Source organism: Acidovorax sp. DMC1, from assembly GCF_056314325.1.
Map to the genome: position 1 here is coordinate 880,483 of NZ_JBQUYO010000001.1, position 20,591 is coordinate 901,073.

Annotated in this window: 19 protein-coding genes; 12 read left to right on the forward strand and 7 right to left on the reverse strand. The window is 65.0% G+C overall.

Annotated features, from left to right (window positions below):
* Positions 1 to 27 precede the first annotated feature (27 nt).
* Entirely contained in the window at positions 28 to 1,347 is a 1,320-nt protein-coding gene (locus tag ACT531_RS04115; RefSeq protein WP_476016558.1) for an ATP-binding protein, read from the reverse strand.
* Positions 1,344 to 2,102 (reverse strand): response regulator, encoded by a 759-nt coding sequence (locus ACT531_RS04120; protein WP_476016559.1) that lies wholly within the window; start codon positions 2,100 to 2,102, stop codon positions 1,344 to 1,346. The genes ACT531_RS04115 and ACT531_RS04120 overlap by 4 nt, the downstream gene beginning before the upstream one ends.
* 179 nt (positions 2,103 to 2,281) lie before the next feature.
* Here ACT531_RS04120 and ACT531_RS04125 point away from each other — a divergent pair, with 179 nt between their 5' ends.
* The 5 genes from ACT531_RS04125 to ACT531_RS04145 all read left to right on the forward strand — a co-directional run bounded on the left by ACT531_RS04125 (position 2,282) and on the right by ACT531_RS04145 (position 7,203).
* On the forward strand, positions 2,282 to 2,794 hold the full coding sequence (locus tag ACT531_RS04125; protein WP_476016560.1) for a DUF2147 domain-containing protein: 513 nt from the start codon (positions 2,282 to 2,284) through the stop codon (positions 2,792 to 2,794).
* Positions 2,791 to 3,513, forward strand: a complete 723-nt coding sequence (locus ACT531_RS04130; RefSeq protein WP_476016561.1) for a cytochrome c biogenesis CcdA family protein — start codon at positions 2,791 to 2,793, stop codon at positions 3,511 to 3,513. The genes ACT531_RS04125 and ACT531_RS04130 overlap by 4 nt, the downstream gene beginning before the upstream one ends.
* 37 nt (positions 3,514 to 3,550) lie before the next feature.
* Positions 3,551 to 4,123: a thioredoxin family protein gene (locus ACT531_RS04135; protein WP_476016562.1), complete on the forward strand. Its 573-nt coding sequence runs from the start codon at positions 3,551 to 3,553 to the stop codon at positions 4,121 to 4,123.
* Positions 4,124 to 4,192: 69 nt separating this feature from the next.
* Positions 4,193 to 5,515 carry a serine hydrolase domain-containing protein gene (locus ACT531_RS04140; protein ID WP_476016563.1) on the forward strand — a complete coding sequence of 441 codons (1,323 nt, stop codon included), beginning with the start codon at positions 4,193 to 4,195 and terminating at the stop codon, positions 5,513 to 5,515.
* A 47-nt stretch (positions 5,516 to 5,562) separates the two neighbouring features.
* Positions 5,563 to 7,203, forward strand: a complete 1,641-nt coding sequence (locus ACT531_RS04145; RefSeq protein WP_476016564.1) for an AMP-binding protein — start codon at positions 5,563 to 5,565, stop codon at positions 7,201 to 7,203.
* 77 nt (positions 7,204 to 7,280) lie between these two features.
* Here ACT531_RS04145 and ACT531_RS04150 read toward each other — a convergent pair whose 3' ends face one another.
* The 5 genes from ACT531_RS04150 to dnaA form a co-directional block, all read right to left on the reverse strand.
* Entirely contained in the window at positions 7,281 to 7,694 is a 414-nt protein-coding gene (locus ACT531_RS04150) for a YkgJ family cysteine cluster protein (RefSeq protein WP_015011832.1), read from the reverse strand.
* Positions 7,695 to 7,902: 208 nt separating this feature from the next.
* Positions 7,903 to 8,760 (reverse strand): DUF3800 domain-containing protein, encoded by an 858-nt coding sequence (locus ACT531_RS04155; RefSeq protein ID WP_476016565.1) that lies wholly within the window; start codon positions 8,758 to 8,760, stop codon positions 7,903 to 7,905.
* An 18-nt stretch (positions 8,761 to 8,778) separates the two neighbouring features.
* Positions 8,779 to 11,397 (reverse strand): DNA topoisomerase (ATP-hydrolyzing) subunit B, encoded by a 2,619-nt coding sequence (gene gyrB, locus ACT531_RS04160; protein WP_110960661.1) that lies wholly within the window; start codon positions 11,395 to 11,397, stop codon positions 8,779 to 8,781.
* 155 nt (positions 11,398 to 11,552) lie between these two features.
* Positions 11,553 to 12,671 carry a DNA polymerase III subunit beta gene (gene dnaN / locus ACT531_RS04165; protein ID WP_015011829.1) on the reverse strand — a complete coding sequence of 373 codons (1,119 nt, stop codon included), beginning with the start codon at positions 12,669 to 12,671 and terminating at the stop codon, positions 11,553 to 11,555.
* A 167-nt stretch (positions 12,672 to 12,838) separates the two neighbouring features.
* Positions 12,839 to 14,263, reverse strand: a complete 1,425-nt coding sequence (gene dnaA, locus ACT531_RS04170; RefSeq protein ID WP_476016566.1) for a chromosomal replication initiator protein DnaA — start codon at positions 14,261 to 14,263, stop codon at positions 12,839 to 12,841.
* Between the two features lie 386 nt (positions 14,264 to 14,649).
* Here dnaA and rpmH point away from each other — a divergent pair, with 386 nt between their 5' ends.
* The 7 genes from rpmH (at position 14,650) to ACT531_RS04205 (ending at position 20,533) form a co-directional block, all read left to right on the forward strand.
* Positions 14,650 to 14,784 (forward strand): 50S ribosomal protein L34, encoded by a 135-nt coding sequence (rpmH, locus tag ACT531_RS04175; protein ID WP_005798102.1) that lies wholly within the window; start codon positions 14,650 to 14,652, stop codon positions 14,782 to 14,784.
* Between the two features lie 73 nt (positions 14,785 to 14,857).
* Complete coding sequence (locus ACT531_RS04180) at positions 14,858 to 15,373, forward strand: ribonuclease P protein component (protein ID WP_291441724.1); 516 nt, start codon at positions 14,858 to 14,860, stop codon at positions 15,371 to 15,373.
* Positions 15,370 to 15,663, forward strand: coding sequence for a membrane protein insertion efficiency factor YidD (yidD, locus tag ACT531_RS04185; RefSeq protein WP_476016567.1), 294 nt, complete (start codon positions 15,370 to 15,372; stop codon positions 15,661 to 15,663). The genes ACT531_RS04180 and yidD overlap by 4 nt, the downstream gene beginning before the upstream one ends.
* Positions 15,660 to 17,372, forward strand: a complete 1,713-nt coding sequence (gene yidC / locus ACT531_RS04190; RefSeq protein WP_476016568.1) for a membrane protein insertase YidC — start codon at positions 15,660 to 15,662, stop codon at positions 17,370 to 17,372. The genes yidD and yidC overlap by 4 nt, the downstream gene beginning before the upstream one ends.
* Positions 17,373 to 17,461: 89 nt before the next feature.
* Complete coding sequence (gene mnmE, locus ACT531_RS04195) at positions 17,462 to 18,883, forward strand: tRNA uridine-5-carboxymethylaminomethyl(34) synthesis GTPase MnmE (protein ID WP_476016569.1); 1,422 nt, start codon at positions 17,462 to 17,464, stop codon at positions 18,881 to 18,883.
* 81 nt (positions 18,884 to 18,964) lie between these two features.
* A complete protein-coding gene (locus tag ACT531_RS04200; protein WP_476016570.1) occupies positions 18,965 to 19,456 on the forward strand; it encodes a Crp/Fnr family transcriptional regulator in 492 nt (163 codons plus the stop codon).
* A gap of 111 nt (positions 19,457 to 19,567) precedes the next feature.
* Complete coding sequence (locus tag ACT531_RS04205) at positions 19,568 to 20,533, forward strand: hypothetical protein (RefSeq protein ID WP_476016571.1); 966 nt, start codon at positions 19,568 to 19,570, stop codon at positions 20,531 to 20,533.
* Positions 20,534 to 20,591 lie beyond the last annotated feature (58 nt).

The window sequence follows — 20,591 nt, forward strand, 5'->3', positions numbered from 1 at the left end:
CTGTAGCAGCGGCGCTGGTGCGCATGCCTATGCTGGGAGGGCCCCTGGCAGTTCCACCCGCGCCTCCAGCCCCTGCGCGCCATCTGCACGTGGCCCCAGCACCAGCCGCCCGCCCAGGGCCTTGGCCAGTTCGCTGGCAATGGCCAGGCCCAGGCCGGTGCCACCGGTGCCCCGGTTGCGCGAATCTTCCAGCCGCACATAGGGCTGCACCACTGCGGCAAGGTCTGCTGGAGGGATGCCGGGCCCGCGATCCAGCACGCGTACCAGCCACTGGCCCGGCCTCTCCACCTCCAGCGTCAGCTCGGCAGCACCCGCAAACTTGAGCGCGTTGTCCACCAGGTTGCACAGCAGGCGGCGCAGGGCCTGGGGGCGGGTGTCGCAGGTCACATCCACTGCCTGCAGCACATGTACCGGCAGGCCGGCATCGGCGTAGTCGCGCGCAATGCTTTCCACCAGCGCGCGCAGGTCCACGCGCTGCGGGGGCTCGCGCACCGCCTGCGATGAGCGTGCGTAGGCAATGCCCTCTTCCACCAGCGACTGCATCTCGGCCAGGTCGGCGTGCAGCTTGTCGCGCAGCGTGGTGTCGTCCAGCAGGTCGGCGCGCAGGCGCAGCCGGGTGATGGGTGTTTGCAGGTCGTGCGAGACGGCGGCCAGGATCTGCATGCGCTCCTGCAGGTGCGTCTGGATGCGCTGCTGCATGTGGTTGAAGGCAACGGCGGCGCGTTGCACCTCGCGCGGGCCGTCTTCAGCCAAGGGCACGGCGGGGCGGTCGGCCCCCAGCGCATCGGCCGCATCGGCCAGCGTGCGCAGGGGCCGCGTGGCCGCGCGCACGGCCCAGGCGCACAGGCCCACCAGCAGCGCCAGCTGCAGCGCCAGTGCACCCAGCACCCAGGGCGAGATCTGCAGCCGGGGCTCGTCCATGTCCACGGCCAGGGGCGTACCGTCGGCCAGGCGCAGCTGCAGCCGCAGCTCGGTGCCCGGCACATGGGGGTCGATCACCTGCACGGCCCGGTCGGCAGGCAGTGTGGCTGCCATAGCGCTGGCGACCAGGCGTGCGAGTTGGGACGGGTCTGCGGGGGCGTCCAGCGGTTCGACCAGCGCAAAGCGGTAGTTACGGCGCGCCAGCCGGTCCACCCACTGCGCGCGCTCGGTGGCGGGCAGGCGCTCCAGCATGGCAACCGAGCTGGCCACGTCACTGGCGAAATACGACACCATGGCCCGCCGCATGGTCATGCTGCGTTCGGTGAACGCCAGCACAAACGTCAGCGCATGTGCCAGCGCCAGGCCCAGTGCCATCACCAGCAAGATGCGCCCAAACAAAGAGCGCGGCCACCAGCGCAGCGTCATGGCGCAGCTCCTGCGGGTGCTGCCACAGCTTGCACATCGGCGCAGAACACATAGCCCTCGTTGCGCACCGTCTTGATGTAGCGCGAGCCGCGTGCGCCATCGCCCAGCCGCTGGCGGACGCGGCTCACCAGCAGGTCGATGGAGCGGTCGAACACATCGGTATCGCGCCCCTGCGTGAGCTGCAGCAGCTGGTCGCGCGTGAGGATGCGCTGCGGGTGGTCCAGCAGCACGCGCAGCAGCCGGTATTCGGCGCCCGACAGTGCCACCACCGCGCCCGTGGCATCGAGCAGGTGGCGTGCCGTGGTGTCCAGCCGCCAGTCGCCAAACGCAAGGTGGCGCGCGGGCTCGGCCACGGCCAGGTTGGGCGGCAGCATGCGCGTGCGCCGCAGCACCGCGTGGATGCGCGCCAGCAGCTCGCGCGCGGCAAAGGGTTTGGTCAGGTAGTCGTCTGCACCCAGCTCCAGGCCCAGGATGCGGTCCGCCTCGTCGCTGCGCGCGGTGAGCATGATGATGGGCAGCGGTGGCGCGCCGGGGCTGCGCAGCTCGCGGCACAGGGTGATGCCGTCGGTACCCGGCAGCATCAGGTCCAGCACCAGCAGGTCGATGCGCTGGGTGGCCAGCACCTCGCGCATCTGCCGCCCGTCGGCGGCCACGCTCACTTGCAGGCCCTGGCGCTGCAGGTATTCGGCGGCCAGTTCGCGTATGCCGGCGTCGTCATCGACGATCAGGATGTGGTCGGGCGGTGGCGTCGTCATGGCAGTCATTGTCCGGGCTTTGGCGTGCGTGCGGTGGGGCGACTTCGGGCCCGTATGTATCTGAACTTGTCTGCCCGGTGCACCGACAAGCGCGCATACCAAAAGCCCTTGGCGAGACAAATCGCCGATACCTGCGCTGGCTTCAATGCGGTCTTCCTGAACTTCACGAGGACCTTGCCATGAAACCATTCATCGCCGTGACCGCCCTGCTGACCCTGGGCCTGGCGCAGGCGGCCAGCGCGCAAGAGGCTGCGGCAGCGCCGCCAGCCGCTGTGGCGCCTGCACCGGGTGCAAACCACCCCAAAGCCCCCTTGGGCCGCTGGATCACCGAGAGCGGCAATCTGGAAGTGAACATCGCACCCTGCAACGCCGCCGGTGGCAACGCCCTGTGCGGCAAGGTGGTGCGCGTGCTGGCCAACCGTTCCATGAGCGCTCCGGGCGCTGACATGGCGGCAGCCGACGCGCGGCCTGCACTGGGCATGACGCTGCTGTCGGGCCTGCGCCCGGCGGAGGGCGGCAGCAGCGAGTACCAGGGCGAAATCTATAACCGCGAGAACGCCAAGACCTACCGCGTCAACCTGACGCCAGCCGAGCCGGAGCAACTGCTGGTGCACGCGTATGTGGGCATTCCGCTGTTCGGCAAGACCCAGGTGTGGCGCCGCCCGGCGGCCGGGCAGGGGAGCGGGCAATGACCATGGCCACCACCTCGCCCTGGCTGGCCGTGGCCGCCGGCATGCTCACGGTGGGCGCGCCCTGCGTGTTGCCCATGCTGCCCGTGGTGCTGGGGGCCTCAGTGAGCGGTGCCGACTCAGCGCAGCGCACACGCCCGCTGTTCATTGCCCTGGGCTTTGCACTGTCGTTCGCGGCCGTGGCACTGCTGTTCAGCAGCTTCACGCAGGTGCTGGGTGTGTCGCAAGAAGGCCTGCGCCGCTTTGCCGCCGTGATGCTGCTGGTGTTTGGCGTGCTCACCGTGTGGCCCCGGCCGTTCCAATGGCTCAGCCAACATGCGGGCGGCGTGCTCAACCGCTTGGCCAGCCTGGGCATGGGCAGCGGGGGCGGCAACTGGGGCGGGCTGCTGCTGGGCCTGAGCCTGGGTGCGGTCTGGACACCCTGCGCCGGGCCCGTGCTCGCCTCCATCCTCACCCTCATCGCCACGGAGCCTGCGGGCGTGGGTACCGCCGTGCTGCTGCTCGCGTATTCCACCGGCGCCGCGCTGCCCATGCTGGCGATTGCCTACGGCGGCCAGGCTGCTGCCACCCATGTGCGCCGCGTTGCGCGCCACGCGCACCGGGTGCAGCAGGTGTTTGGCGTGGTGGTCATTGCTGTCGCGCTGGCCATGCTGTGGGAGGTGGATGGGCAGATCACCGCCTGGCTCACGCAGTTTTATCCCTCGGGCTGGGGCGGCCTGTAAGGGGCGACACCCCACCCGATTGCAAGGAGCTTTCACCATGACATTGCACCCCTCTTCCCTGCGCTTTTCCGAGCGCCGCGCCTTTTTGGCGTCGATCGCCGCTGCAGTGGCGGCCCCTGGCTTGGCGTATGCAGCGGGCCCCGCCAGCCCCGCCGCAGCGTTGCCCGACCTGGGCGCTGCGCCCGAGTTCACCGGCATCGAGCGCTGGCTCAATTCCGAACCGCTGAGCCTGGCGCAGTTGCGCGGCCGCGTGGTGCTGGTGGACTTCTGGACGTACGCCTGCATCAACTGCATCCGCACCCTGCCCCATGTGAACCGCTGGGCCAAGCAATACACGCCCCAGGGGCTCACCGTGGTGGGTGTGCACACGCCAGAGTTTCCGTTCGAGCGCCCGACCGCCAACGTGGAAGCTGCCATGCGCCGCCACGGCGTCAAGCACCCCGTGGCACAGGACAACCGCTACGGCACCTGGAAGGCCTACAGCAACCAGTACTGGCCCGCCACCTACCTCATCGATGCGCAAGGCCGCATTCGCTACAAGCACTTTGGCGAAGGCGAATACGAGCGCACCGAAGGCGTGATCCGCACGCTGCTGGCGGCGCGGGGCTGATCGGCCCGGCCGAATCCATTTCCTTTTGTTCTTCCCAACCCCACGTTTCTATACCGAGGCCTTCTCACCATGCGCTCTTTTCATCGCCACCTCACCTCCTCCCTCACCGCTGTTGCCCTGGCTTGCACCCTGCTGGGAACTGCACCTGCCAGCCAGGCCCAAGCGCCGCAGCTGCCACCGCCAGACGCCACCAACCCCGTGACCCTGCAGCTGATGCAGGGCTTCCCCCCGGCGCCCGACAAAATCGTGCGGCTGGCCAACATCCTCAAGTACCCCAACGTGCGCTGGGCCGCGCAGCACCTGCGCGAACTGGGGCCCACGGCCACCATCTGGCGGGGTGCAGCAGCGCCCAGCGCACTGCCCGCCGCGCCGCGCGCCTTGCCCGATACCCTGGCGTTTGCCGACGACAAGGGAGCCACCACCACGCTGGCCGACTGGCAGAAGGCCACGTACACCGACGCCCTGCTGGTGTTGCACCGGGGCCGTGTGGTGTACGAGCGCTATCACATCGGCATGCAGCCGCAGCAACCGCATGTGCTGTGGTCCATGAGCAAATCGCTGGTGGGGCTGTTGGTGACGGAGCTCATCCAGGAAGGCGCCATCGACGCCGGTGCGCGCATCGTGCGTTACCTGCCCGAGCTGGCCAACAGCGCCTGGGCCGACGCCACCGTGCAGCAGACCCTGGACATGACCACCAGCGTCAAATACGCCGAAGACTTTGCGGACCCCACCTCCGGTGTCTTTCAGTACCTGGCCGCTGCGGGCCTGCAGCCTGCGCGCCCCGGCAGCAATGGGGCCAAGAGCATGGCCGAGCACCTGCCCACTGTGCAAAAGGACGGCGAGCACGGCACCGCATTTGCCTACAAGTCGGTGGACACGGAAGTGCTTGGCTGGCTGCTGCAGCGCGTCGCCGGCAAGAGCTACGCCACGCTGCTGTCCGAGCGCATCTGGTCCAAGCTGGGCACGCAAGAGGACGCCTATGTGTTTGCCGACGCCAACGGCGGCCAAGCTACCAGCGTGGGCGTGAACGCCACCCTGCGCGACCTGGGCCGCCTGGGCGAGATGCTGCGATCCAACGGCCGCTTCAACGGTCAGCAGATCGTCTCGCCCGCCACCATTGCCGAGCTGCGCAAAGGGGCCGACCCCGCTCAGTTCAGCAAGGCCCCGGGCACGGCCATGCGCGCGGGCTACTCGTACCACAACCAGTGGTGGATACCCCACGATGCCGATGGCACCTTTGAAGCCAAGGGCCTGATGGGCCAGCACATCCACATCAACCCGGCAGCCGAGCTGGTGGTGGTGAAGTTCTCCACACACCCCGTGCCCAACACCGCCTTCACCCACGCGCTGGACCGGCAAGCCTTCGCCGCACTGGCCAAGGCCGTGCGCTGAGCCTGCCTGCACATTGTTGCTCCACCCTCATTGAGGACCGTTTCACCATGTCCCCCCAACCCTGGCTGGCCAGCTATGGCGCCATCCCTGCCCACATCGATCCCGACAGCCATCCCAGCATCGTGCACCTGCTGTGTGCCGCCATGCAGCGTTATGCGCACCGGCCCGCATTCACCTGCCTGGGCCAGACGCTGACCTATGCGCATGTAGACCAGCAATCCCGCGCGTTTGCGGCCTACCTGCAGAACGTGCTGCGCGTGCGCAAGGGCGACCGCATCGCGGTGATGTGCCCGAACCTGATGGCGTTCCCTATCGCCATGCTCGGCATTGCGCGCGCAGGCTGCGTCCAGGTCAACGTCAATCCGCTCTATACCCCGCGCGAGCTGGAGCACCAGCTGCTGGATGCAGGCGCCCGGGTGATGGTGATCTATGCCGGTTCTACCGCCACCCTGGCCGCCATCCAGGACCGGGTGGAACTGCACAGCGTCATCACCGTGGCGCCTGGCGACGGCACCGCAGCCGACCTGCCCGGGCCCCCGGTGGATGCCCACCTGCACACCACCACCTCGTTCGCGCGCGCCCTGGCCGAGGGCGCCACCCTGCCCTTTGCGCCGCCCGTGCTGGAGGGGAGCGACCTGCTGTTCCTGCAGTACACCGGGGGCACCACCGGCCTGTCCAAGGGCGCCATGCTCACGCATCGCAACCTGGTGGCCAATGTGGAGCAGTTCAAGGCCTTCGTACCCGATGCCCTGCGCCCTGCGCAGGAGGTCATCGTTACCGCCATTCCGCTGTATCACATCTTCGCGCTGATGGTGAACTTGATCAGCTACTTTGCGGTGGGCGCACGCAACTGGCTGGTGCCCAACCCACGTGACCTGGAGGGGTTGATCGATGTGTTGAAGGCTGCGCGCCCCAGCGTGTTCATGGGCGTCAACACGCTGTACGCGGGGCTGGCGGCGCACCCCGGCACGCAGGGCGTGGACTTCTCCAACCTGCGGCTGGCGGGTGGCGGCGGTGCCGCCATCCTGCCCTCGGTCTCCGCCCGCTGGCAGGCCATCACCGGTCAGTTCATCCGCGAAGGCTACGGCCTGAGCGAGACCAGCCCCGTGGTGACCTTCAACCCCGCGTCGGTCATCGCGTTCAGCGGCAGCACCGGCCTGCCCCTGCCGTCCACCGACGTGCTGCTGCTGGACGACCAGGGCCACCCCGTGCCCCTGGGCCAGCCCGGCGAGGTCTGCGTGAAAGGCCCCCAGGTCATGAGCGGCTACTGGCAACAGCCCGAGGCCAACGCCGCCGCCTTCACGCCCGACCGCTACTTCCGCACTGGCGACATCGGCCAGCTCGACGAGCGCGGCTTCCTCAAGATCGTGGACCGCAAAAAGGACATTGTCATCGTCTCAGGCTTCAACGTCTTTCCCAACGAAGTCGAAGCCGTGGCCACCGCCTGCCCCGGCGTGCTGGAATGCGCCTGCATCGGCGTGCCGGACGAGAAAACGGGCGAGGCGCTGCGGCTGTATGTGGTGCGCGCGGCGGGCACTGCGCCACCGGTGGATGCAGACCACATCGCAGCCCATTGCCGCGCAGCGCTCACCGCCTACAAGGTGCCCCGGCAGATCGTGTTTGTGGAGGCCCTGCCCAAGTCCAGCGTTGGCAAGATCCTGCGCCGCGAACTGCGCGACATGGAGTGAGCGCAGGGAGCGGCGGTTTCTGAGACGGCGGGCTTGCGCAGATGAGAGATGCGAGCCACCTCAGCGCTTGTCTGTCATCAGCCCCGCCGCTGCAAATCCCGCGCCCCATAGGCGCAGTAACCCGGCTTGGGGCTCTTCTTCTGCGGGTGCAGGCGGCAGGTCTCGGGCCGCTTGTCATACACCGTGCACAGCCGCGTCTTGGGGTCAAGAAAGTTGCAGTCCCCACTCGCCCGCCGCGCCATCGTGAAGATCGCGTTCTTGTGGTTGAAGTGGTCGATCAGCCGCGCCTTTTGCAGCCGCTTGGCAATGTGGCGGATTTCTTCATGCTCGGCCTCGAACGGGTCCACCAGTTCAAGCCGCACCAGGTCGGAGAGCTGCACTTCCAGCGGCATGGTGCAGCAGTTGGCCGCGCAGGTGTCGCACAGGCCAGCGCGGTAGCGGGTCCAGGTGTCGAGGCGGTCTACGTCAACGATGGCGATGGGGGAGCGCATGGGAAGAATTGAGACTTAGTCTTGGTGTCACTACTCGACGTCACATCGAGTGCTTGACTGAAATGTCGTTGGCGTCAATAGATCAGGCAGCGTTCAATGACCGCTCACTCGACTTATTTTGTTAGCTTGTGCTAACATACTGGTGGCCCTTCGTTTCACGAACGCCCAAGTTCCACTTGGGACGCTATGTAGTGAACGCGGGGCCTTTTTATTTTTGGCTTCGTTTTTTGGCGAACTCTGGCCTTACGACCCCATCTGCTGGCTTAAACAGCCAATGCCTGTAAGGGTCTGTCCACAAATGATGCATGCCAGAAGGTCTACCGGTGTTCGTTCCGATATTGAAGGCCTTGCCATCGTAAGTTTCGCGAATTTCAGCCAAGATGTGCTTGTAGACGCGCTCTTTGGCAATTGTCCGCTTTCCTCTACGTAAGCTACCTTCAGGCTTTTCCTTGTGCTTGTCATTCAGGCGGAACTGCATCGCTCCAAGCACCAAGTCCAAGGCCTGCAGAATGTCGTGCTCTTTGGAGTCGATCTCTGCGAGTTGATCTTGCCGGATGAAAACTCCTGCGCGGCGCCATTCTCTATTTTGATTAAGCCCCGAGACAAAACCCTTAAAAGCTAAACACTTTTCTGCGGTGTCTGGTAGCTTGTCAAAGTACACCCTGATTCCGGCTCGCGGTAGCTCTGGTAGCCCTGCAAACTTCAGTCCGAAAGCGTGCTTGATGAACTGATAGTACAAAAGGAAGAAACCGTTTTCTCGTTGCGCAGTAGTTAGCCGATGTGCAGAAAAATAGTTCTGAGTGAACATGATCCGCAGCTTGAGCTTCCCCTCCCGCACAAGAGTAAAGATCTCGGTGGCAAGGTCCATGTACTTTTGCGCGTACGGTTCCGTGATTTTTTGCCACTTGACTTCACCAAGCAGATTTAATGCGTTTTTACGTGCAGCTAGGCGCTGTACGACTTCGGCCAAGTGAGCAGATTCAACCAAAGCTCCGCCGTAAAAATTGGCGAAATGTCTTCCAGAAGAATCTGACTCGTCGCAATAAAGAATTAGTTCACGAGACATGGAGGCTGAGCTTGATGCTCAAACGTCAATATTCCCCGCGCGCAAAGCATTCGTTTCGATGAAATCCCGGCGTGGCTCAACCTCATCGCCCATCAGCATCGTGAATACGCGATCCGCTTCGATCGCGTCATCAATCTGCACCCGCAGCAGGCGGCGCACGTTGGGGTCCATCGTCGTTTCCCACAGCTGCTCTGGGTTCATTTCGCCCAGGCCCTTGTAGCGCTGGCGGCTGGTGGTGCGTTCGGCTTCGGCAATCAGCCACTTCATGGCCTGGCGGAAGTCGCTGACCTTTTCTTCCTTCTGCTTGTCGCCTTCACCACGCATGGCCTTGGCGCCCTCGCTGAGCAGCCCACGGAAGGTTTCGGCGGCTTCGGCCAGGGCGGCGTAGTCGGCGCCGTGCACGAAGTCTTGCGTGATGACGCTGCTCTTGATGTTGCCGTGGTGGCGGCGGCTGATGCGCAGCAGGGGCTTGTCGGTGCGGGCGTCGAATTCACCGGCCACTTCGGCGGGCGCGCCGGTGGTGTTCAACTCGCGCAGCTTGGCTTGCAGGGCCACGGCGCTGGCCTCGGCATCGGCCACGGTGTCGAGCTTGAGGCTCACGCCGTCGGCAATGGCGCGCAGGGCTTCAGCGTCCATGAAGTTGCCCAGGCGGGCGATGACGCTTTCAGCGATCTGGTGCTTGCGCGCCAGTTCGGCCAGGGTGTCGCCGGTCAGGGTTTGTGGGTTGGCACCGCCGGTGGTCACGCTGGCGTGGTTCAGCGCAATGCGCAGCAAGAAGCCGTCGAGCGCGGGGGCGTCCTTCAGGTACAGCTCTTCCTTGCCGGCCTTGACCTTGTACAGCGGTGGCTGGGCGATGTAGATGTGGCCGCGCTCCACCAGCTCGGGCATCTGGCGGTAGAAGAAGGTGAGCAGCAGGGTGCGGATGTGGGCGCCGTCCACGTCGGCGTCGGTCATGATGATGATGCGGTGGTAGCGCAGTTTGGCCACATCAAAGTCGTCGCCACCTGTGGTGCCCCCAGCCTTGCCGATGCCGGTGCCCAGGGCGGTGATCAGCGTGAGGATTTCGTTGCTGGTGAGCAGCTTTTCGTAGCGGGCTTTTTCCACGTTCAGGATCTTGCCGCGCAGGGGCAGGATGGCCTGGAACTTGCGGTCGCGGCCCTGCTTGGCAGAGCCGCCGGCGGAGTCGCCCTCGACGATGTAGATCTCGCACAGGGCGGGGTCTTTTTCCTGGCAGTCGGCCAGTTTGCCAGGCAGGCCCATGCCGTCGAGCACGCCCTTGCGGCGCGTCATTTCGCGGGCCTTGCGGGCGGCTTCGCGGGCCTTGGCGGCCTCGACGATCTTGCCGCAGATGATCTTGGCGTCGTTGGGCTTTTCTTGCAGGTAGTCCGTCAGCAGCTTGCCCACGATGTCTTCCACCGGCGCGCGCACTTCGCTCGACACCAGCTTGTCCTTGGTCTGGCTGCTGAACTTGGGCTCGGGCACCTTCACGCTCAAGACGCAGCACAGGCCTTCGCGCATATCGTCGCCGGTGACTTCGACCTTGGCCTTTTTGGCCAGCTCGTTTTCTTCGATGTACTTGTTGATGACACGGGTCATCGCGGCGCGCAGGCCGGTGAGGTGGGTGCCGCCATCACGCTGGGGGATGTTGTTGGTAAAGCACAGCACCTGCTCGGTGTACGCGCTGTTCCACTGCATGGCCACTTCCACGCCGATGTGCGTGCCGGGGATGCCGCCGTAGCTCTCTGCCGGGCGCTCACCTGCGGCGTAGAACGAGGTGGGGTGCAGAACGGTCTTGCCCTTGTTGATGAACTCGACAAAGCCGCGCACGCCACCGGCGCCGGAGAAGTCGTCTTCCTTGCCGCTGCGCTCGTCCTTCAGGCGGATGCGCACGCCGTTGTTCAGGAACGAGAGTTCGCGCAGGCGCTTGGCCAGGATCTCGTAGTGGAAGTCGTTGTTCTCTTTGAAGATCTCGGTGTCTGGCAAAAAGTGCACTTCGGTGCCGCGCTTTTCGGTTTCGCCGGTCACCTTCATGGGGCTGACTTCAAAGCCGTCCACGGTGGCCAGCAGGCGGTCTTGCACAAAGCCGCGTGCAAATTCGATCTGGTGCACCTTGCCTTCGCGGCGCACGGTCAGGCGCAGCCATTTGGACAGCGCGTTCACGCAGCTCACGCCCACGCCGTGCAGGCCGCCCGAGACCTTGTAGCTGTTCTGGTTGAACTTGCCGCCCGCGTGCAGTTCGGTCAGGGCAATTTCTGCCGCCGAGCGCTTGGGCTCGTGCTTGTCGTCCATCTTCACGCCGGTGGGGATGCCACGGCCGTTGTCAGTGACGCTGATGGAGTTGTCGGTGTGGATGGTGACGACGATGTCGTCGCAGTGGCCGGCCAGTGCTTCGTCGATGGAGTTGTCGACCACCTCGAACACCAGGTGGTGCAGGCCGGTGCCGTCGCTCGTGTCGCCGATGTACATGCCAGGGCGTTTGCGCACGGCCTCCAGGCCTTCGAGGATGGTGATGGCGCCTTCGCCGTAGCTTTCGCTGGCGCCGGCCTGGTTGGTGTCGATCTTGTTGACGGTGGGCTCCACATGGCCGGAGACGCCGGAGGATTCGGGCTCGGAGGGAATGTTGTTGTCAACGGTCATGGTGGGCCTTGGGATCCGTGGAAACCGGGGTTTCCAATAAGTTCAATGGTCAAATTGGGCGCAAGCGCATATTGAATATGCGCTTGCAGCTATCAATACAGTAGCGGTTGCGGTGTGACGATGCAACTGTGAAGCGGGGCGGGTGTCACGCCGCCTCAGATGCGCATGGGCATCACGACGTACTTGAAGCTGTCGTTGTCGGGGATGGTCAGCAGCGCAGAGCTGTTGCCATCCGAAAGCTCCACCTTCACCATGTCCTGGCCCATGTTGGCCAGGGCGTCGATGAGGTAGGTCACGTTGAAGCCGATCTCGATGGTGTCGCCACCGTAGTCGATATCGAGCTCGTCCACGGCTTCTTCCTGCTCGGCGTTGTTGGACGCCACGCGCAGGGTGCCTGGCTCCAGGTTCAGGCGCACGCCCTTGAACTTGTCGCTGGTCATAATGGCCGTGCGCTGCAGGCTGGCCAGCAGCGGGGCGCGGCCCAGGGTGACGCTGTTCTTGTGGTTCTTGGGGATCACGCGGTTGTAGTCGGGGAACTTGCCCTCGACCAGCTTGGTGACGAACTCCATGCCGCCAAACGTGAACTTCGCCTGGTTGTTGGCGAACTGCATTTCGATGTGCGGCTGGTTCTCGCCACCCGCGTCACTCAGCAGGCGCTGCAGCTCGATCACGGTCTTGCGCGGCAGGATGACTTCCTGCTTGGGCACTTCCACATCCAGCGTGGCGCTGGCAAATGCCAGGCGGTGGCCATCGGTGGCGACGAGGCTCAGGGTCTTGCCCTCGGCCACGAACAGGATGCCGTTCAGGTAGTAGCGGATGTCCTGCACCGCCATCGCAAACGACACTTGGCCCAGCAAGTCCTTGAGGGTCTTTTGCGGCACGGCGAAAACGGGGCCGAAAGCGGCGGATTCCTGCACCAGTGGGAAGTCTTCTGCCGGCAGGCTTTGCAGCGTGAAGCGGCTCTTACCACCCTTGAGGATGAGCTTGGACTGGGCCGATTCGAGGCTCACGGTCTGGTCACCGGGCATGGTGCGCAGGATGTCGATGAGCTTGCGCGCGCCCACGGTGGTGGTGAAGTCGCCGGTGTCGCCGCCCAGTTCGGCGGTGGTGCGGATCTGGATTTCGAGGTCGCTGGTCGTCAGCTGCAGGGCATTGCCCGTCTTGCGGATCAGCACATTGGCCAGGATGGGCAGCGTGTGGCGGCGCTCGACGATGCCAGCCACGGACTGCAGAACCGCGAGAACCTTGTCTTGTGTTGCCTTCAGGACGATCATGTCATCAACCTCTTGTGGATTTTCTAAACCGGTGCGTCGGCAGCGGCACGGGTGGTGCCCCCCCTGCTGCCCAATCCGTCATTTTGCCCTGTAAGCGGCTGTTCACCTTCTTGGGTGCGCAATGAACAAGTTCTTACAGACACCAGCCTCAGGGAGCGCATGGGGCATCAGCCTTTCAGCGTCTGCTCCAGCACGTGCAGCTGCTGGTTCAGCTCGGTCAGCTGCTGGCGCTCGCCCGCAATCTTGCGCACGGCATGCAAAACGGTGGTGTGGTCGCGCCCGCCGAACAATTCTCCGATCTCGGGAAGGCTCTTTTGCGTCAGCTCCTTGGCCAGGTACATCGCAATCTGGCGCGGGCGGGCAATGCTGGCCGGGCGCTTCTTGCTGTACATGTCGGCGACCTTGATCTTGTAATAGTCGGCCACCGTCTTCTGGATGTTTTCCACAGAAATCTGCCGGTTCTGGATGGACAGCAGATCTCTGAGGGCTTCGCGTGCCAGCTGGATCGAAATCTCTTTCTGGTTGAAGCGCGAGTACGCCAGGATCTTGCGCAGCGCGCCTTCCAACTCGCGCACGTTGGAGCGCACGTTCTTGGCCACGAAGAAGGCCACTTCCTCGGGCATCTCGGTGCCTTCGACGCGCGCCTTGTTGATCAGGATGGCCACGCGCATTTCCAGCTCGGGCGGCTCAATCGCCACCGTCAGGCCCGAATCAAAGCGCGACACCAGCCGCTCGTGGATGTTGGCCAGACCCTTCGGATACGTGTCCGACGTCATCACGATGTGCGACTTCTTGGCCAGCAGGGCCTCGAACGCGTTGAAGAATTCTTCCTGCGTGCGGTCCTTGTTGGCGAAGAACTGCACATCGTCGATCAGCAGCAGATCGAGCGAGTGGTAGCGCTCCTTGAACTCGTCGAAGGTGCGGCGCTGGTAGGCCTTAACCACATCCGACACGAACTGTTCGGCGTGGATGTAGAGAACTTTGGCGTCGGGCTTGTCCTGCAGCAGGCGGTTGCCCACAGCGTGCACCAAGTGGGTCTTGCCCAGGCCCACGCCGCCGTAGATGAACAGCGGGTTGTACAGGTGGCCGGGCATGCCCGCCACGTGCATGGCGGCCGAGCGCGCCATGCGGTTGGCCGTGCCTTCCACCAGGGTCTCGAACGTGAGGGCGGCGTTCAGCCGATTGCGGAACGCGCCCGCCGTGGCGTCGTCACTGCTGCTGGACAGGGCTTCGGCCGGTGCTGCGGGGCTGGCGGGTTCTTGCGCAGTGGGCCGCACATAAGTACGGGCAACGGATTCGCGCTGAGCGAGCGCTAACTCCAGCGTGACCGGCTGGCCGTACAGGCCTTCGAGCAGCGCGGCAATGCGGCCCGCGTATTGGGCACGGATCCAGTCGAGCTTGAAGCGGTTGCCCACGAGCAGCGTGACTTTGGAGAAGTCTTCGGCCACTTGGGCCACCAGGGGCTTGATCCAGGTGTTGAATTGTTGTTCTGGCAGGTCTTGTGCCAGTTGCTCTACGCAGGCTTGCCACAGGCCCTGACCGGCATCTGCGCCGGGCGAATGGGGGGAGCTGCGGGTGGGTTCCTCGATCATTGCGGGGGAATTCTTATTGTGGATAGGAGGAACGGTCTGAGGCGGCGGATTGTAGCTTGTCAAGGAGTTATCCACAATTTGACGGCGGCTGTCATCCGGGGGAATCCGGGGTTGTCAGGGGCGGCCGATGGGGCCTGAAACGGCGGGGCGCTGCAGCCTCTGCGGCGCGCCAATAAAGGCCTGCCTGCCGAAAGGCATTGCCAGTCGGCCACAAGCCTGCGATAATTTTGGGTTTCCCTGAATGTGTTCAGGGTGATTTGACCCGGCGCGCCGTTATTTCTGCCCCGTGGGTCTGTCTCCAGGCGGTGTTTCATACACAGCGTGGTGTGCAGACTGTAGGGGGTTCAAGAGCAGCAGTCCGGAACTGAACCTCAAGGAATAGCACCATGAAACGTACTTACCAGCCCTCCAAGACGCGCCGCGCGCGCACCCACGGTTTCCTCGTCCGCATGAAGACCCGCGGCGGCCGTGCCGTTATCAACGCACGCCGCGCCAAGGGCCGCAAGCGCCTGGCCGTCTAAGGCCGTTACGGTCTACGGCCTGCTCCCTGCCTGTTCCCGGTTTGTACCGCCAGGTTCCAAACGGGGCGCTTGCATGCACAGGCTAAAAACCCGGCCGCAGTTCCAGGCTGCCATGGCGGGAGGCACTGTCTCCCGCACAGCACATTTCGCGTTGCACCGTTTGGCACTGGATGCCAGCAGCACCGCAATGGCCAGCCAGGCAGCTACTGTTGCACCCACAGGGCCCGGCTCCTTGCCGCACGCGCAAGGGCCGCAGGCCCTGTTTGTCGTTCCTGGCGTCTGGCTGGGTGCCATGGTGCCCAAGCGCTGGGCGCGCCGTGCCGTGACGCGCAACGCCATCAAGCGGCAGATCTACACCGTGGGCGCCACGTTCGAGGCGCGTTTGCCGCAGGCCGCCCATGTGGTGCGCCTGCGCTCGGCGTTTGATCGCAAGCAGTTTGTGAGCGCAACGTCCGACCAGCTCAAGCAGGCGGTGCGCGCGGAGCTGCTGCAGCTGTTCGGGTACGCCACCCGGCATGCGGGCGCCGCAGTTGCAGCACCTGTGTCTGTACCTGCACCTCCGGTGGCAGAGCCGGTGACCGCCCCATGATGCAGCGCCTGCTGATCGGCGTGGTCACAGGCTACCGGCTGTTCCTCAGCCCCTGGCTGGGCTCGACCTGCCGCTTTGAGCCGACCTGCTCGGTCTATTCGCTGCAGGCGCTGGAGCAGCACGGCGCCGCAGCAGGCAGTTATCTGACGGTGCGCAGGCTGGTACGCTGCCACCCCTGGTGCGAGGGGGGCCATGATCCGGTCCCGCAAGATCTGCCGCGCAGCCTGCGGCTTTTCTCCAGGCTCACCCCTTCCACCACTCCCCCATCCTCACCAAAGAAGTCTTCATGAACGACATTCGCCGCACCATCCTGTGGGTGATTTTTGGCTTTTCCATGGTTCTGCTGTGGGACAAGTGGCAGCTGCACAATGGCAACAAGGCCACCTTTTTTCCGACCACGCCCGCAGTGACAGCCCCTGCTGCTGCCACAGGCGCGGCCTCCGGCGCGACCGGGGCTGCCAGCGTGCCCGCCACCAGCGTGCCCGCAGCCACAACGGCCGCGCAAGGCGCGGCAGCCGTGCCCGGGCAGCCTGCTGCAGCGGCTGCGCTTGCCAAACGCGAACGCATTGAGGTCAAGACCGACCTGTATCGCCTGGTGTTCGACAGCGAAGGCGGCTCGCTCACGCAGGCCGAGCTGCTCAAGCACGCCGACATGACCGACAAGGCCCGCAACTTCCTGTTGCTGGATGAAAGCGCGCAGCGCGTCTACGTGGCGCAGACCGGCCTGGTGGGCGGCACTTTCCCCACGCACAAGACGGTGATGACGGCCGTTCCCGGCCCGCGCGAACTCAAGGACGGTGAAGACTCCATGAGCATCCGCTTCGAGTCGCCCGACCAGGGCGGCGTGAAGCTGGTCAAGACCTGGACCATCAAACGCGGTGCTTATGACATCGCCGTCAAGCACGACATCGTCAACACGGGCAGCGCCGCTGTATCGCCCCAGCTGTACCTGCAACTGGTGCGCGACGGCAACAAGCCGCCAGGCGAGTCGTCGTTCTACTCCACCTTCACCGGTCCGGCGGTTTTCACCGAAGCCAAGAAGTACCAGAAGATCGAGTTCAAGGACATCGAAAGCGGCAAAGTCGACATTCCCAAGGACTCGGCCAATGGCTACGTCGCCATGGTGCAGCACTATTTCGCCACTGCATGGCTGCTGGCCGACGGCGTGCAGCGCGAGCCCTTCACCCGCAAGGTGGACACCAACCTGTACTCCGTGGGCATGCTGACCTCCCTCGGCACCATCGAGCCGGGCGCCACCAAGACCATCGACGCGCGCCTTTTCGCCGGCCCGCAGGTCGAGACCATGATGGAAAAGCTGTACCCCGGCCTGGAACTGGTCAAGGACTACGGCTGGCTGACCATCCTGTCCAAGCCGCTGTACTGGCTGCTCGACAACCTGCACAAGCTCCTGAACAACTGGGGCTGGTCCATCGTTGCGCTGGTGCTGCTGCTCAAGATCGCGTTCTACTGGCTCAATGCCAAGGCCTACGCCAGCATGGCCAAGATGAAGGCCATCAATCCCAAGATCATGGAGATGCGCGAACGCCTGAAGGACAAGCCGCAGCAGATGCAGCAGGAGATGATGCGCATCTACCGCGAGGAAAAGGTCAACCCGATGGGCGGCTGCTTCCCCATCATGATCCAGATCCCTGTGTTCATTGCGCTGTACTGGGTGCTGCTGTCCAGCGTCGAGATGCGCAATGCGCCCTGGATCGGCTGGATCCACGACCTCTCCGCGCCTGACCCATTCTTCATCCTGCCCTTGCTGATGACGGCCAGCTCGCTGCTGCAGACCGCCCTGAACCCCGCGCCACCAGACCCGATGCAGGCCAAGATGATGTGGTTCATGCCGCTGATCTTCAGCGTGATGTTCTTCTTCTTCCCAGCCGGCCTCGTGCTGTACTGGCTGACAAACAACATCCTGTCGATTGCGCAGCAGTGGATCATCAACACCCGCATGGGCGTGCCACCGCAGTTCAATCTGCCCAAGTTCAAGTGATGCGGCAGCGGCAACGCTGACATCCACGAACTGACCCCCAAAGGCCGCGCAAGCGGCCTTTTTTCTGTCACCTTGTAAAGTCCCTGCCCATGCTTGCACGCCACCACGACCCCATCGTTGCCATCGCCACTGCCCCCGGGCGCGGGGCCGTCGGCATCGTACGGGTGTCGGGCAAAGGGCTGGAGGCCCTGGTGCAGGCGCTGTGCGGCCGCACCCTCAAGCCCCGCGAGGCGACGTACCTGCCCTTTCGGGATGCACAGGGCCAGGCCATCGACCAGGGGCTCGCGCTGTACTTCCCCGGTCCGCACAGCTACACCGGCGAAGACGTGCTGGAGCTGCAGGCGCATGGGGGCCCGGTGGTGCTGCAGCTGCTGCTGGCTCGCTGTCTGGAGGCGGGGGCTGCCACCCAACCGGCGACCGGCCAGCCCTGTCTGCCGGGCCTGCGCGTGGCCCAACCCGGGGAGTTCACCGAACGGGCTTTCCTGAACGACAAGATCGACCTGGCCCAGGCCGAGGCGATTGCCGACCTGATCGACGCCAGCACGGAAGCCGCAGCCCGCAGCGCCAGCCGCTCGCTGACCGGCGCGTTTTCTGCAGAAATCCACAGCCTGCGCGACGCACTCATCCATCTGCGCATGCTGGTGGAGGCCACGCTGGACTTTCCTGAAGAAGAAATCGACTTCTTGCGCAAGGCCGATGCGCATGGCCAGCTATCGAACTTGCAGCAAACGTTGGCCTCGGTGATGCAGCGCGCGCGCCAGGGCGCTTTGCTGCGCGAGGGCATCAAGGTGGTCATCGCCGGCCAGCCCAATGCCGGCAAAAGCTCACTGCTCAATGCGCTGGCAGGGGCCGAGCTGGCCATCGTCACGCCCATTGCCGGCACCACGCGCGACAAGGTCCAGCAGACCATCCAGATCGAAGGGGTGCCGCTGCACATCATCGACACCGCCGGCCTGCGCGACAGCAGTGATGAGGTCGAGCGCATCGGCATCGCCCGCGCCTGGGACGAGATTGCTGGGGCAGACGCCGTGCTGTTCCTGCACGACCTGTCGCAGCAGAACGCTCCTGAATATGTAGCTGCCGACGCAGATATCGAAAGCGCCTTGGGGCAAAAACTGCCCAAGAACATTCCCGTGATTGATGTCTGGAACAAGCTGGACTGCGCGGCGGGTGTTGCCCCCTCCGTCAGCGCCGGGCGCCCGGCGGTGCACCTCTCGGCGCGCACCGGGCAAGGTCTGGACGGGTTGCGGAAGCTGCTGCTGGATGTGGCGGGCTGGCAGTCGGCGCCCGAGGGCATCTACATTGCCCGGGCGCGCCATGTGCAGGCGCTGCAGGCGGTGTCTGCCCACCTGCAGGAGGCCGCCGACCAGCTGCAAGCCCAGGGCCCGGCGCTGGACTTGCTGGCCGAGGAGCTGCGGCTGGCGCAGAACGCGCTGAGCGCCATCACCGGCGAATTCACCTCCGATGACCTGCTCGGCGTGATCTTCTCCAGCTTCTGTATCGGTAAATAACGACCGTTGGTCGCCCTATCTTGTAAACGGACGTAAACAGCGCTTGTGTCCGATCTGTAACAGGGTTACTTTCGGCGGACCATGAATGTTCCCATGCCCGTTGCCTCCAAGGTGGACCTCAAAGGTCTGATCGACGCCATCGCCCAGACCACGGCGGAGGACAGCATGACCAACCCGCTGTCGGCCGCCCAGTGGGAGGTGCTGTCGTCCTACCTGCTGCCGGTGGTGCTGCCCGCTGGCCAGGTGCTCTTCAGTCAGGGCGCCACGGACCGCACCCTGTATCTGGTCGAAAGCGGCAGCCTGAGCGTGCACTACCAGGACGAAAAAGAACGCCTGCGCCTGGCGATTGTGGGCGCTGGCTCGGTGGTCGGCGAAGGCGCTTTCTTCTCGCACCGCGCACGCAGCGCCACCGTGCAGGCCAGCGCGCCCTGCAAGCTGTGGAGCCTCACAGCCATCCGCTTCACCGAGCTGACCAACCGCCAGCCCGCCATTGCCCTGGGTCTGGCCATGGCCGCAGGGGCTGTGCTGGCCAAGCGCCTGGGCAACCGCCGCCGCCGCGTTGCGGCCACCTGACAGGCAGGCCCTGTCGGGGGTTTTCCTCGGGCTTCTCCCGCCTTCTGCGGGGGGATGGCGCGTTACACTCGATTTGGATTTTGTCCAGGCACCATCCGAAGAAAGCAAGCCATGTCCCTGTTCAGTTGGTTCAGCCGCAAACCTGCTCCCGCCAAGCCCCGCGCAGCGGCCGAGCCCTCCGGCCTGTTCAACGCCGACGCCACCGTGCCCCTGCAACCCGGGCGCCAGGGCAAGCCACTCGTGGAGCCCCAGCCGCCCGAGCACGCCGCCAACCGCAAGAATGAGCGCATGGAGCGCCGCGAGCTGCTCTACACGGTGGTGCGCGATGCCATGGTGCGCGCGGGCGTGCTGTCGGCCAGCTACAAATTCAAGGTGCTGTCGCTCGACCAGCGCGGCCGCCAGTTCCTGGTGATGATGGACCTGGCCCGCGAATACGGCGGCGAGACGGTGCGCCTGAGCGAGATCGAGGCCCTCATCGCCCAGACCGCCAAAACCCGCTACGACATTCTGGTGACGGCCGTGTACTGGCGCATCAACGACCATGTGGCGGTGGGTATTCCGCAAAAGGGCGTGGCGCCCCAGGGTGCAGCGCTGCCACTGCAAGCGGCTTCCACAGCGGTGCGCCGCCCGCCCGTTGCGGCGACGGCCCCGGCACCCCTGACCCCATCGCCCGCTCCCCTGGCAGGTGCACGCCCCGCTGTGGCTGCACCCGCACCGGTGGCTCCAGCTCCTTTGGCGCCGGCAGCGGCCCCGCTGGCTGCGCGCCGCCCGCTCGGCGCGGTGTCGGCCCCCGCGCCCCTCGTGTCTGCACCCGCACCGCTGGCCGCAGCGCGGCAGCCCTCTTCTGCCCGCTTTGAACCCATCGAGGCCGACGAGGTGGCCGCGTTCAAGCGCGCGCTAGCCAACGCCGCAGGGTCGTCAGCGGCCACGGCTGCGGCCGCCAAGCCAGGAGTGCCCGTGCGTTCCGGTCCGCTGCTGCCCCCGTCCCAGCCCACGGGTTTTGAAGACACCGAAATGCCCGGTGCCGACGGTCCCGCCCCCGACCTCAGCAGCACGCAGTACGGCGAACTCAACTGAGCCCAAGGTCACCAAAGGTCATGTGGTGCACGCCCTGAGCGGGCCGTGCACCCATGCC